Origin of the sequence: Flintibacter hominis (assembly GCF_014287965.1) — a bacterium.
GTDB lineage: Bacteria > Bacillota > Clostridia > Oscillospirales > Oscillospiraceae > Lawsonibacter > Lawsonibacter aceti.
This window is the reverse complement of record NZ_JACOPO010000002.1, coordinates 228,709-241,224: the sequence shown is the minus strand read 5'-3', so window position 1 is coordinate 241,224 and position 12,516 is coordinate 228,709. Positions and strand designations below refer to the sequence as shown.

Below are 12,516 nucleotides of genomic sequence, written 5' to 3'. Positions count from 1 at the left end.
CCTTAAAACCAACTTGTGTTCTATATGATATCATGTAATTTACCAAAGATCAAGTTATATCATTGATTATTTTTCCGATTGCACTAACTAAAGGAACTACTAACGCATTTCCCATCGTAAAATATCGCATTCGCTCCGGCATACCCTCGGTCCACCCGTCAGGGAAGCCATTCAATCGTTCACATTCAACGGGCGTCAAGGTACGTAGTTTCTTCGTTTGTGGATCTACGACCACATGGGACGTTCGGCTGACATTCGATTCGCTGGTCAACATCGTTCTGGACGGCCTATCCAAGGGTTCTGGAAAGGCTACTACGCCTTCTGAAAAACAGTAGGTACTTCCGTCCTTCCTATGACGCAGTTCGTTTTTAGCACCCTTCATATAGCGCCAACGGGGCAGGTCCTCTTCCTTGATAAAGTAACGACTGTCTATCTCTCCATCCTGCAAAATATCCCGGATAGGGATGCAATGTTCTATCTCCGGCACCACATCCACCGAATAGATACGTCCATTCATCATGGCACCAGCGTTATAAAAATATACAGACTGTTCCCTTGATAGACTTGCCATATCTTCATAACTGAACTCATCAATCCAGTTATCTAAATAAGACCTCCCATGTCCACTGACAGGGAATGCTTTTGCCAAGACCCCATCGGTCATAACATGGGTATGCATCCTTTTCACACCATATCGACAAGTCTCTTCTGCAAATTGCTTAAAAATTTCCGTATCGTTATGATATGCCAATAAGAAAGTACGTCTACGCCGCTGGGCCTGACCGTAATCAGCTGCATTGATTACACGCCATTCTGCTGCATACCCTTTTTCATAAAAACACCTGAGAATGATAGATAAGTCCCTGCCTTTTTGTTTTGCGGGAGAACGGATCAGTCTATCCACATTCTCCAGTAATACATACAAAGGTCTTTTCTTATCCAAAATTTCGTCTATCTGCCACCATAGCACACCTTTTTTACCTTCAATGCCCTTTGCCCCTTTTTTCGCAATAGAATAGTCTTGGCACGGAAAGCCACCTACCAGTAAATCATGGTCAGGAATTTTATCTTTGTCGATTGCTGCAATATCTTTGCATACATGATTATGAGATTCGCCAAAGTGTTTTGCATAACACCTGAATGCCCATTGATCCTCCGTCGACGGCTCCCATTGATTGGCCCACACTGTCTGGAATCGCTCTGAAGCCTGTTCCAGACCTAATCGGAAGCCGCCAACACCAGCAAATAATTCAACTGTTCTTATTTTCTCCATGGTAGCCTCCTATAGACAAAGGGACACACCAATAACGGTGTGTCCCTTGTCTTACATGATTTCCAACAGTTTTCCGCCCATTTTTTCAATCAGCGGCACCACAAGGGCATTACCCATGATGAAGTATCTCTGTCGTTCTGGCGTACCTGTATCTGTCCACCCCGTATCGAATCCATTGATCCGCTCACACTCCTCAGGAGTCAGGCGGCGATATTTTCCGGTGAGCTTATCTGTAATGACATGACTACTACGGTTCGCTGTACCCTCACTGGTCAACATCGTTCTGGCTGGACGGTCCAACGGGTCAGGGAAAGCAATGGCCCCCTCTGAGAATTGGTAGGTGAATCCCTCTTTTGAGGTTCGCTCGATTTTTTTAGAACCCTTCATGTACTCCCATTTCTCTATTTGATCCTGAGAAATAAAATACTTATCGTCTACGGGCTCCTCAAGAACGATATCTCCCAACAGTTTCTGTGGGCCATTATAGTCAGGACTCAGTTCTTCCGAATAAATTTTACCAGCATACATTACACCGCTGTTGTAAAAAGTAGCGTGGAACATATCGCTGACAGTGACCAAATCCTCGTACTCGTCCAAGTCCAGTTCGGTCGGCTTTTTCTTGTCGTGGTGTTCCTGTTTCACAGGGAAGCTTTCAGCAAAGAAACCATCCCTGACCAACCACTCAAACTCGCCTTCAGTTTCCATATGTTTTTTGATTCGAGCAAACTGTTTTGTTGTATCCTTGAATGCAAAAATGAAAGTACGGCGACGACGTTGTATATTTCCATATTCTGCTGCATTGATAACTCGCCACTCGACAGCGTAACCTTCATCATATAAGCATTTTAGAATAATACCAAAATCTCGACCACGCTGCTTCGTAGGAGATTTCAAAAGGCGGTCAACATTTTCCAACAAGATAAATTGGGGATGCCGCTTGCGCACGATATCGTTGATTGACCACCAAAGAACACCTTTTTTACCTTCGATACCCTTTGCCCCAGTACTTGCAACAGAATAATCTTGGCAAGGGAAGCCTCCGACCAATAAATCATGCTCTGGCACCTGTTCAATTACGGTTGAAATATCTTTATTAACGCAATGTGCATCCGCACCAAAACGCTCAGAGTAGCACTTATATGCCCACTGGCCTTTTTGACCAGGTTCCCACTGGTTCGCCCATACGGTCCGGAATACATCTTTGGCACATCTTTCGAGGCCCACACGGAAACCGCCGACGCCAGCAAAAAGTTCGACTACACGAACATTCTTTTTGTTGTTAGCCACTTTCGCATCACCTCTCAATTTGATATAATGGATATACTTCCATAATTTTGTTAGTATAGCACATCTTGACCGAAAGATCAAGCACTATTTTCGAAATCGAGGTGATTTTTGTGGAAGGAACAACTTATACCACCAAAGCCGCTATTTTGCAGAGAGCCACCGAAGTCATCGGTGTCCCTATGAAAGACATCGATAAAACCGGGCGGATTCAGACTGGAAAAGGTGCAATTGGTACAGTTATCGAAGAAAGCTGGTTTGGCTATACTCCCAACTCTGAAGCTGAGCCCGACTTTCCTGAGGCAGGTGTAGAACTCAAGGTCACGCCTTATATTCGTAAATCCGGGAACACCCGTGCAAAGGAGCGCTTGGTCTGCAATATCATCGATTACATGACCGAGTATGATAAAACTCTTAGAACCAGCTCCTTCTGGCATAAATGCGAAACGATGTTGCTCATGTCCTATGAACACAGGTACGATGTTCCCAAGAGCGAGTACACTATCGACAAAGCGGTCTTGTTCACTTTCCCAGAAGAAGATTTGGCCATCATCGAGCATGACTGGGAAACCATCATGAATAAAGTCCGCTCCGGCAATGCCCATCTGATTTCCGAGGGCGATACGATGTATCTGGCTGCCTGCACCAAGGGTGCCAACGCAAAAAGTGTCCGCCAGCAGCCTTTTTCTGATATCCCCGCAAAACAGAGGGCATATTCTCTGAAGTCTTCTTATATGACGCATATCTTGAATGCGTACATCTTCGGGAACCAGCAAAATGAGCATATCATCAAGGATCCCCGTATCCTGCAGAAGCACAGCTTTGAACAGCATATCATCGATGCAGTTTCTCCCTATATTGGTTTGACCCAAAATCAACTCCAGCATCGATTCGGACTTGACTGTAAAGCGAAAAATCTGAATGAGGTCCTGCTGGCCAAGATGCTCGGCGTGTCCGGAAAAATCGCATATACCGACGAGTTTCAAAAGGCAAGCATCGTACCTAAAACCATCCGAGTCCGGCGTGATGGAACGATTAAAGAGAGTATGTCCTTCCCCACCTTCGATTTTATCGAGTTGAGCCAGGAGAAATGGGAGGATTCCACTCTCCGCAACTACCTCGCCCCGACAAAATTCTTGTTTGTCATCTTCCAGGAAAACGCTGCTGGTGAGTTAGTATTTGACCGTATCCAGTTCTGGAACATTCCGGACGCAGACCTTGACGAGGTCCATCGTGTTTGGGAGAAGACCGTACAGATCATTCGGGAAGGCGTGAAACTTTTTGACTCTCCCCGAGGTGTGCGAAACAACTTACCCAAGAGTTCTGAAAGTCGTGTAGCTCATGTCCGCCCACACGGAAAGAACGCTGCCGATAAATTGCCGCTACCTGATGGCCGCATGATGACAAAACAGTGCTTCTGGCTAAATAATACTTATATTGCAAATCAAATAAAAAATTGTTGAAAGGAAATTTAACATGCCACTTATTTCAATGCATGAAGTGCGAAATCGTTTAACAACAACAATTCCCCAGCAAACTCCGTACCGCACTTCTGAAAATCAAAAAATGGAAAATATTAAGAATTTTTCATCTTTGCCTCGAGAAAATCTTTCATACGGAATGACTGAAAAAAGAATTTGTTTATATGAAACTATTGCTGGCGAAAAGCTATATATGCAGTATCCCGGCTTAGAAAGTTCACGTGCAGGTAATCGAAATTTTCCTTTAGATGCCAGACCTGTATTAATAAAAGCTGATGGCTCATATGCTCAAGATATGGATTTCAAAAAAATATGGGATATTATCGATTTAATAGGACAAAACCATCGAGCCGATATAGATATTCTTGCAACTATCTTTTTACGAATTGCCTATATGATTGACTATATGCACACTGAAAACGGCTACATCTGTGAAACACTTGACATCCCGAGTGGCACAATAGTTAATACACAAACCGTTCGATTTGTTTGGAATTATCTGAGACTCGATTCCGATGTTATTGAAACGTTGAATGATCGCTTTGAATCTTTTGAAGGCATTTCTTTAGAGGGATTTTTATATTATAATGACTTATTAGCTCAGAATGAGGATTGCAAATATCACTATTTGCAAGGAAATCATTGGAATATCACGACAGGAAGAATAAATAATTGCCTCTCTCATCTAACTGTTATTTCCCACATAAGAGGTAAGATTGGCATATCTAAATTAATCGATAGTTTTCAACGCACAGGTGTGGCACCATTACCCCAATCCAGATTTAACGAAGCTTGTGGGGATCTTGTAATTCGACAATAACCATGAAACACCAGAAACTTAAAACAACACCAGCTATTTCTAAGAGGATGTCCCATGTACACCTCAAAAAAGGAAAAGCTGAAACCATTCTTGCTAAAGCCCTTTGGCACTGTGGTTATCGTTATCGACTGAATTATAAAAAATTGCCCGGTTCTCCTGATATTGCTATCACAACATATCAAATCGCCATTTTTGTGGATGGCGAATTTTGGCATGGCTACGATTGGAAGAACAAAAAAGAAAAACTGAAATCGAACCGAGAATTCTGGATTGAGAAAATCGAGGAGAATATCCAAAGAGATATCCGCAATGACAAACTGCTACTATCTTCTGGGTGGATTCCCCTTCATTTCTGGGAAAAAGAAATCAATAAGGATTTAGATGGATGTATCCAGGTCGTCCAGGATGCCATCCTTCAGGCTGAAACCCAACGTTGCGAAGATAAAGAACCTCTTTCCTCAGATTTTGATTTGACAGATTTATAGTATTTTTGTAGTATTTTCGGACCACTTATTGTCTCTGGAGCAAACGATATCTACTTCGGAGGTTTTTATTGAATAGAATCTGTTAGTATTCCTTGTTTACGAGAAGATCTGCGATGGCCTGGGGATTACGATTGAGGACTTTTTTAACTCTGAGTTGTTCCGAGATTTGGAACAGGAAATTCAATAAAAAATAACCCGCCTGCACTCGTACCGGCGTGATACGGATGCAGGCGGGTTTTCTTATCATTTCTAACGAAATCTAACCATTAGATTCACGGCTCAGTCCAGGGGCTTATACTCCGTGACTATTTTCAGGTAGGCTTCCGGATTACCGTTCAGGATCAGGTCAGCGTAAGCTGCCGGGTCATTGTAGATTAGATAGTCCAGCTCTGACCGCTCATACATGTTGCTGGCAACCTCATTCTCCACGGCAATGGTGTCGATGGAGATCGTGCTGCTATCGGCAAATTTCAGTTCGACACAGGCTGTATCCATGTTAAACGCACAGGATAAAATCTTCATTTCTGTGCTCCTTTCAGATTTTCAGTGTGTTTCTTTGCCAGATTACTGCACTTTTGACAGCGTTCTTTACTATATAGGGCGGTCAGTCGAAAGCTCAAACGACCTTTCCTGATTTCAAAGGTCAGTCCGCCTTGCTCATCGTCATCGGCCTGGCAGCACTCCTGGGGGTATTTGAGCGCATATTCTGCCAGCCGATTTTTAAGGTCTGTGTTGTGGGTCTGTACTTCTATCATATCCCCTTGCTCATCAAAAAAGATGGCAGTTGTTTTCTGCCTCTTGGTAAGGCCTGTTGTCATAAATACCTCCTGATTTCTGAATTTTTCTTCGGCTCTACACGGAAATCAACGATTTTCTTCTCTTGTCACCGTTTTAGACCGTTTGCGACCAAACAAGTGCCACAAATCATGCCGGTCGATCACATTTTCATAGCTGCGGAGCTTGCCCCGAAGCTCGTCATTTTCCTTCTCTAATTCGCTGGCACGCAGCTTTCCACGGACAGACTTGTATTCTGCCAGTTCAGCGGTCAACTCAGCGATTTTGCTTTTTAGCTCCGAAATCAGTTTGTTGGCAGCATCCAGCAGCTTTTGCAGATGCCGCTCTTTCTTCTCCTGAGTCACATATTTCTTGGCGGCAGTGGCAAGGCTTTCGTATTCGGAGCGCTCCAGCATCACCTTAGAAGAAAAAGGTACAGCCTTTGCTTCGATTTTCTCAACGTTCTGAACCGCCAACTGCTGCTTTTGAACTTTTTCAATTTTCTTATCCAGCGTTGCTGCTTCCTGAACTTTCTGTGCTGTCTGTTCCGTCAACTCTTCCAGTCGTTCCTGTTCCTTCATCACCTTAAACTGGGTCACGGTCAGATGTTCTTCACTGCTGCCTCGCTCTCCACGCTGGATGTCGCTATAACCAGCAAGCTTGCATGGCGTTGAAAAAGTTATCCTGCAAAACAGTGTAGGATTTTTTCAGAACTTTCTTGCCCGTCTTGGTCAACAGTGGCCGTCCCTGTCCATCCGAGGCAGGCTGAGAGGCCCACTTCTTACTGCTGCTGACCTGCAACACAGTCTCTTTCACGGTGCCCACCAGAGATTTGTCCTTGCACCGCTTCGACCATAGAATCTGCTTTTCTACCACCGGGATGTAGACCACATGAAGATGGTAGTGAAATACATCCTTGCCCAAGGCTTCTGACATAGCTCGGTTTCGCTCATCGGCGTGCATAACCGCAGACAGAATGTACTGCTCACCGCCCACGATCTCCACTGCCGCTTTGTAGGCATCCGCATAGAACTGTTTGGCAAAGTCATAGCCACCGTGGTTGTAAAAATAGGCAGAGTTTACATCGAAGATCAGCTCTCCGAAAAGGTGTGCATCTTCTTTCAGACCTCTTGTAGAGATTGCTCCATCGGCTTTCATTTTATCAAACATCTGCTGATATCCAGCGGTTGGTTTCTTGAAGTGGATATTCAGAGGAGTGCGTTCCAGGACGATGTCCTGGTTGGTGTAGGACTCTTTTTCCCATTCATTGTGCCGCTGTGCGTTTCCAATTTTTACGGCAGTCAAATTTGCGTTTCTTGCCATAGAACTCCTTTCCTGTTTGTACGGCCTGCGGGCCGGGGATGCACTTTTTCAAAGTGTAATAACCCACTATGACACTTTCACTGCGTGCAAAGATGTCGTGGGCTCTCCGAGGGGGCGTGCGGCTCCTGCGGGAGCCTGCCGAGCTTGCAATGGCTATCCACCACTGCAAGCTCGGTGCGCTCACCAGCCTCGATTAATCATCGTTTCTGGTTCCCGCTATCTGGGAAAATTCACCGGATTTTCTCAGATAAACCACCGTCGATCTGTGGATCTCTGGTGGGGACGAGGGATGCGTTTTGGGGTTCTGTGACGGTTGTGACGATTGTGACGGTATTTTCGATACCGCACCCGCTGTCGTTTTAATCGTCATAACCGTCACCAATCGTCACACACTCTGGTCAATGCGCTTCAAACAAAGGCTGCTGCCCTCTCTGATTCTCTTCGCAGTGTACTGAATCTGATACTCGCTCAGCAGCTCGCTGACTTTCACATTCAGTTTTCTGGTAAGAATATTCGGCTGCATATCCTTGCCCATCAGTGCAAGTAGCTCTGTTGCGCTGCCTTTCCACTCTGTCAGCTCACCATGAAACAGGTGGCTGATTTCCTCAAGAAGCGGGTCAGGCGGTTCCTTCCAAAGCTCGTTTTCTTTTCTCTCCAACTCCCAAATCAGCCGTTCCTGGTTCTTGACCAGATAGAGCTGCTGATCTGGCTGATTTCGGCCCACAATACTGAGCGTTGCTTTGCCGGAAGTTCGTTTCTCTTTCTCCAGCAGGAATGAGCCATCTGCACATCCCAGCAGTCCAGTGGTGCCGGAGATTTTCTCGAAAGTGTCACCCGCCGGCTGTTTGCGGGTATGATGGACAATTAAAATGAAGATACTATGCTTATCAGCAAAGTTCTTCAACGCTCCGATTACCTGATAATCGCTGGTGTAGCTGTAATTGTCGCTGGTTGCCTCTCGGACCTTTTGCAGCGTATCTATGATGATGAGTTTGGTTCCCAGATATTTGTGGAGCGCAAATTCCAGCTGTTCATCCAGTCCGTTTCCAACTTGTTTTGCAGCAGTTGCAAAGCGGAGCTTGTCCGTTCCGTTTACCCCAAACATCCGATACATTCGATCTTGCAGCCGCTTTTCGTCATCCTCCAGTGCCAGATAGCGGACATCGCCCTGTCGGGCGTTGTACCCCCACAAGGGCTGTCCAGTGCTGACATGGTAGGCAATCTGTGCCACAAAAAACGACTTGCCGATTTTGGGCGCTCCCGCCAAAGTATAGGCTCCTGTATAAAGCAGGTCATCAATGATTGCCTGCTTTCCTACATACGGTGTATCCAGCAGTTCATTGTGGGACACCATATGCAGGTAACCGGGAGCGTTGATTTCGTCCATTTTACGGCACATAGCCATAAATTCATCCTCAGAAAGGTTGCTTTGTGCCCGAGAGTTTGATACAATTTCAGTGTTAGTTTTAACGGACGGCTGCCCTGCATCTGCGCCAACAGATGCGTTTGGGGCGGTCGTTTTCTTATTTTCCATAAGTATCCTCCTTCATGCCATCCATGATGATGGCAACCATCTCGATGATATCCAGCAGTTCATCATCAACACCGGCACCAGCTTCAATCCTGCGCAGCTCATCCAGAATGTCTGTCATCTGATTTCGCAGCGCCTTGAACACTCTGGGATTTCCCTGCACGACCACATCTTTGCAGAGCAGACGTCTGGTGATGTAGTCCTGCTTGGTCAACCCAGTGAGCCTCACGGCTGTGTCAATCTGTGCGTTTTCCTCTTCCGAGACACGGAATGCCACGGTTCGATTTCTCCAACGATTGTGATTGTCCAAATTCTTTGCTGACATGATTTAATCATTCCTTTCCATATTCAGCTTTTCAGCCATTTCTTTCTGCTTTGACGGGAACAGGTGGGCATAGTTGTAAGTGATGTCGATACTTTCATGGCCCACTCGATCTGCGATTGCTGTTGCCGAAAATCCCATATCGATGAGAATTGAAATTGCGCTATGACGAAGATTGTGTATTCTGATTCTCTTTACCCCGGTCTCCTTAGAGAGCCTCTGTCTATCTCCCGATGGAGATAGCTTTTCGTGATGGTGAACATCCGGTCATCCTCGCCGATGTCATACTGCATTTTCAAGTAGTCCTGAATTTCATCGGTCAGAAACTGCGGCATGGTGATGGTTCGATTGCTCTTTTCAGTCTTGGGCGTGGTGATTACATCCTGGCCTTTCAGTCGCTGATAGCTCTTGTTGATGGTCACTGTACCTTTCTCAAAGTCGAAATCTGCCGGGGTCAGTGCCAGCAGCTCACCTTCTCGGATACCGCACCAGTAAAGCATCTCAAAGGCGTAGAAGGACATTGGCTTGTCCATCATCGCATCGGCAAACTTAAGATATTCTTCTTTTGCCCAGAACAACATCTCACGGTTTTTCTTCTTTCCCATACTGCCAGCTTTTGTGCAGGGATTTTCCCGCAGATTGTAATACCGTACAGCGTGGTTGAAAATAGCGCTAAGTTGATTGTGAACCGTTTTAAGGTAGACAGGCGAATAGGCTTTTCGCTTATCGTCCTTATAGTTCAACAGTTCATTCTGCCAGCTGATAATCTGCTGCGGGGTAATACTGCTGATTTTCAGCTTGCCAAAGTAGGGCAGCAGCTTTGTTTCAATGATGTGATTTTTCATCTCCCATGTGTTTTCCTTGATGCGTCCAGCTTTGTCCTCACGGTAACGCTCCACAAAGCTCTGAAAGGTCATATCCAAGCTTGAGGAAACCAGATTCATCTGTTCCCGTTCCCATGCTTGAGCTTCTCGTTTGGTCTTAAAGCCTCGCTTCTGGGTCTGCTTTTTCTCGCCAGTCCAGTCGGTATAGCGGTATAGGACACGCCAGGCACCAGTTTTTTCTTCCTTATAAACAGACATTACATTTCCTCCTCTTCTTTATAACAGAACTTTTTCATGAAGAACGCCCGGTTCACTCTGCTGGAAACAACCATATAGCCCATCGCTTCCAGCTCGTCATTGAGGGCTTTCATGATTCGGTAGGCATGAGAGTTGGAAACGTCCAGCTCTTTTGCTACATTGTCCACACGCATAAAACGGTTCTCTTCCATATAAAATCCTCCTGTTCATTTTAATTGATCCCTTACAAGCTTCATTTTCAAACTGGTTAGGCATTCCCCCTTTCAACACGATTTTTTGTTTTCCTGCTCTCCGAACCGCTGACAGTGGATCAGCGCTCATCTTTTGATCTCCGCTTAACTTACGAAGCCTCTCACCGGATTTCGGTGGGGAGTATCTTCTCTCTGCTGTCATCGCCGCCTCCGGGAACTGCCCGGATTTTTCAAAGCTGGTAGTGATTGCTCACTCCTTTGCGGAAGGTCTTGGCGTACCCTTTGATGTGGCTCATCAGTTTCCTGATTGTACAGAGAGATTGTTGCTCGGTAGAGTGTTATTCAGTTTTCAAGGTTCATCCGAAGTTAAACATATTTGCTTTGTAAAAATGATTATACTAAACATTTTAGCTTATATCAACAGGCTTGCAAGAAAATATTAAGCAAATTTATTTAACGTTCCTTGACTATCCTAAACATATCTGCTATATTAGAGATAACACAACACCGCATATAACAGGAGATGATGCTATGGCAATCGGTGAAAGAATTCATTTTTTCCGCAATAAGTGCGGAATGACACAAAAACAGCTTGGAAAGCTGCTCGGTTTCCCTGAAAAATCCGCAGATGTACGTCTGGCTCAGTATGAAACTGGCTCAAGAACTCCTAAAGCTGACCTCACGGCTGCTCTGGCACAGGTTCTTGAAGTCTCACCAAATGCTTTTTCTGTACCGGATATAGACTCCTATATTGGCTTGATGCACACGCTGTTCACGCTGGAAGATCGCTATGGTCTGTATGTTGACGAGGTGGACGGAGAGATTTGTCTAAAAGTCAATGTACGAAAGAACCGTGATGCTGCTGAGCTGCACCAGATGCTCTGTGCTTGGCGTCAGGCCGCAGCCATGCTTCAAGCTGAGGAAATCAGCCAAGAGGACTATGACAACTGGCGGTATCACTATCCGGAGTTTGACACCACACAGAAGCGAGCAAAAGTTATGTCACAGGGGCTAAGTGATATGCTAATAAACGATTTGAAGTAATCGGTAACTATCAAGTTTGCACTAAGGAGGTAGCGAGATGGAATACACCGATAAAGAGAAAGAGATTATGGCTCTTGTAGATTGCACAGATTTCAGAAACCTATCGAAAAGCGATTTTATAAGCTATGCTTCAAAACTAAACGAATTACGCCCTGAAGTAGCCGCCCAGGTCATTGCACAATATCCTGAATACGTCAATTTTGTTCACTCTTGTTTGAGTGAATATAAGGGTGTACTTGATGCCATCATTGCAAGCGATGATACCAACCTGAAACAGACTTTTGATTTCATTCAGCAGGAAATAGAGCATTCGAATCAAAGCCGTACTTAGTATATTCAGTTTGCGGAAAAGGTTCAGACTGATTGCAGCAAATGTCTTGATAACCCCGATATGACGCCTGAACAGCGACAAGAAATTATCGACCGAGAAATCGAAATTATGAAAATGGTTGACCAAAAAGATACTGAAGCCAGACAACAAGAACAAAGTGCTGTGCAGGAAGCAGAGCAGAAAGACTCTGAAAAACGGATGTTCAACTGGAAGGTTATCGGAAGTGCAAGCTTCTTAGTCCTTACTGCCGTTGGAATTGGAACCGCTGTGCTTGGCGGCAAATTCAATATAAAACTCCCGACTAAAAAGTAACTTCATCAAAATAACACTTGATAAAACAAAAAAAGAGCTAACCGGTTTAACAAAACCAGTTAGCTCTTTTTCTATCAATAATGAAAATTTGTTGCCATTTCGTTGCCACAAAGCTCCGAAATCGCTACTTTTCCGGCTCTTGAACCGGGAAAGTCAGGTTATGGGATTATTCCCACTCAATAGACTCTGCGAGATATTGGATTGTGAGATTTCAGACGTTGTACAGTATGTACCGGGGAACAAAACAGAACAATAAAGAACAC

14 protein-coding genes and 2 pseudogenes are annotated in these 12,516 nt (G+C 44.9%); 7 read left to right on the top strand and 9 right to left on the bottom strand.

Annotated features, from left to right (window positions below):
- Positions 1-49 precede the first annotated feature (49 nt).
- Positions 50-1,273, bottom strand: coding sequence for a DNA (cytosine-5-)-methyltransferase (gene dcm / locus H8S11_RS04460; protein WP_186852328.1), 1,224 nt, complete (start codon positions 1,271-1,273; stop codon positions 50-52).
- 51 nt (positions 1,274-1,324) lie between these two features.
- Positions 1,325-2,560, bottom strand: a complete 1,236-nt coding sequence (gene dcm, locus H8S11_RS04455) for a DNA (cytosine-5-)-methyltransferase (RefSeq protein WP_186852327.1) — start codon at positions 2,558-2,560, stop codon at positions 1,325-1,327.
- 65 nt (positions 2,561-2,625) lie between these two features.
- Here dcm (H8S11_RS04455) and H8S11_RS04450 point away from each other — a divergent pair, with 65 nt between their 5' ends.
- Genes H8S11_RS04450 through H8S11_RS04440 form a run of 3 tightly spaced genes read left to right on the top strand, consistent with a single transcriptional unit; the run spans position 2,626 to position 5,343 of the window.
- Positions 2,626-4,020: a Sau3AI family type II restriction endonuclease gene (locus H8S11_RS04450; RefSeq protein ID WP_186852326.1), complete on the top strand. Its 1,395-nt coding sequence runs from the start codon at positions 2,626-2,628 to the stop codon at positions 4,018-4,020.
- Positions 4,021-4,048: 28 nt separating this feature from the next.
- Entirely contained in the window at positions 4,049-4,858 is an 810-nt protein-coding gene (locus H8S11_RS04445; RefSeq protein WP_186852325.1) for a hypothetical protein, read from the top strand.
- Positions 4,859-4,860: 2 nt separating this feature from the next.
- On the top strand, positions 4,861-5,343 hold the full coding sequence (locus tag H8S11_RS04440) for a very short patch repair endonuclease (protein ID WP_186852324.1): 483 nt from the start codon (positions 4,861-4,863) through the stop codon (positions 5,341-5,343).
- Between the two features lie 279 nt (positions 5,344-5,622).
- On the opposite strand, the gene H8S11_RS04435 is transcribed toward H8S11_RS04440, so the two are convergent.
- From H8S11_RS04435 to H8S11_RS04405, 7 genes and pseudogenes are all read right to left on the bottom strand, one after another.
- Complete coding sequence (locus H8S11_RS04435; RefSeq protein WP_186852323.1) at positions 5,623-5,865, bottom strand: DUF6061 family protein; 243 nt, start codon at positions 5,863-5,865, stop codon at positions 5,623-5,625.
- The gene (locus H8S11_RS04430; protein WP_186852322.1) at positions 5,862-6,161 is read right to left on the bottom strand and encodes a hypothetical protein; all 300 of its coding nucleotides are present in this window, start codon (positions 6,159-6,161) and stop codon (positions 5,862-5,864) included. Before H8S11_RS04430 ends, H8S11_RS04435 begins: the two co-directional genes overlap by 4 nt.
- A 45-nt stretch (positions 6,162-6,206) precedes the next feature.
- Positions 6,207-7,440, bottom strand: a pseudogene (locus H8S11_RS04425) (plasmid recombination protein).
- Between the two features lie 385 nt (positions 7,441-7,825).
- Positions 7,826-8,974, bottom strand: coding sequence for an AAA family ATPase (locus H8S11_RS04420; protein ID WP_186852321.1), 1,149 nt, complete (start codon positions 8,972-8,974; stop codon positions 7,826-7,828).
- Positions 8,964-9,296, bottom strand: a complete 333-nt coding sequence (locus H8S11_RS04415; protein WP_186852320.1) for a plasmid mobilization protein — start codon at positions 9,294-9,296, stop codon at positions 8,964-8,966. The genes H8S11_RS04420 and H8S11_RS04415 overlap by 11 nt, the downstream gene beginning before the upstream one ends.
- Before the next feature lie 3 nt (positions 9,297-9,299).
- Positions 9,300-10,375: pseudogene (locus H8S11_RS04410) on the bottom strand (site-specific integrase).
- Positions 10,375-10,566: a DNA-binding protein gene (locus H8S11_RS04405; protein ID WP_186852319.1), complete on the bottom strand. Its 192-nt coding sequence runs from the start codon at positions 10,564-10,566 to the stop codon at positions 10,375-10,377. Before H8S11_RS04405 ends, H8S11_RS04410 begins: the two are co-directional and overlap by 1 nt.
- Before the next feature lie 531 nt (positions 10,567-11,097).
- Here H8S11_RS04405 and H8S11_RS04400 point away from each other — a divergent pair.
- From H8S11_RS04400 to H8S11_RS14185, 4 genes are all read left to right on the top strand, one after another.
- Positions 11,098-11,610 (top strand): helix-turn-helix domain-containing protein, encoded by a 513-nt coding sequence (locus H8S11_RS04400; RefSeq protein WP_186852318.1) that lies wholly within the window; start codon positions 11,098-11,100, stop codon positions 11,608-11,610.
- Between the two features lie 37 nt (positions 11,611-11,647).
- Positions 11,648-11,941: a hypothetical protein gene (locus H8S11_RS13880; RefSeq protein WP_243200927.1), complete on the top strand. Its 294-nt coding sequence runs from the start codon at positions 11,648-11,650 to the stop codon at positions 11,939-11,941.
- Between the two features lie 60 nt (positions 11,942-12,001).
- Positions 12,002-12,253 carry a hypothetical protein gene (locus H8S11_RS13875; RefSeq protein ID WP_243200926.1) on the top strand — a complete coding sequence of 84 codons (252 nt, stop codon included), beginning with the start codon at positions 12,002-12,004 and terminating at the stop codon, positions 12,251-12,253.
- 88 nt (positions 12,254-12,341) lie between these two features.
- Positions 12,342-12,509, top strand: coding sequence for a helix-turn-helix domain-containing protein (locus tag H8S11_RS14185; protein ID WP_366460690.1), 168 nt, complete (start codon positions 12,342-12,344; stop codon positions 12,507-12,509).
- The last annotated feature ends 7 nt before the right edge of the window (positions 12,510-12,516 follow it).

Coding starts and splice junctions, on each gene's coding strand:
- dcm (WP_186852328.1), bottom strand. CDS start 1,273: ATGGAGAAAATAAGAACAGTTGAATTATTTGCTGGTGTTGGCGGCTTC.
- H8S11_RS04445 (WP_186852325.1), top strand. CDS start 4,049: ATGCATGAAGTGCGAAATCGTTTAACAACAACAATTCCCCAGCAAACT.
- H8S11_RS04440 (WP_186852324.1), top strand. CDS start 4,861: ATGAAACACCAGAAACTTAAAACAACACCAGCTATTTCTAAGAGGATG.
- H8S11_RS04435 (WP_186852323.1), bottom strand. CDS start 5,865: ATGAAGATTTTATCCTGTGCGTTTAACATGGATACAGCCTGTGTCGAA.
- H8S11_RS04430 (WP_186852322.1), bottom strand. CDS start 6,161: ATGACAACAGGCCTTACCAAGAGGCAGAAAACAACTGCCATCTTTTTT.
- H8S11_RS04420 (WP_186852321.1), bottom strand. CDS start 8,974: ATGGAAAATAAGAAAACGACCGCCCCAAACGCATCTGTTGGCGCAGAT.
- H8S11_RS04415 (WP_186852320.1), bottom strand. CDS start 9,296: ATGTCAGCAAAGAATTTGGACAATCACAATCGTTGGAGAAATCGAACC.
- H8S11_RS04405 (WP_186852319.1), bottom strand. CDS start 10,566: ATGGAAGAGAACCGTTTTATGCGTGTGGACAATGTAGCAAAAGAGCTG.
- H8S11_RS04400 (WP_186852318.1), top strand. CDS start 11,098: ATGGCAATCGGTGAAAGAATTCATTTTTTCCGCAATAAGTGCGGAATG.
- H8S11_RS13880 (WP_243200927.1), top strand. CDS start 11,648: ATGGAATACACCGATAAAGAGAAAGAGATTATGGCTCTTGTAGATTGC.
- H8S11_RS13875 (WP_243200926.1), top strand. CDS start 12,002: ATGACGCCTGAACAGCGACAAGAAATTATCGACCGAGAAATCGAAATT.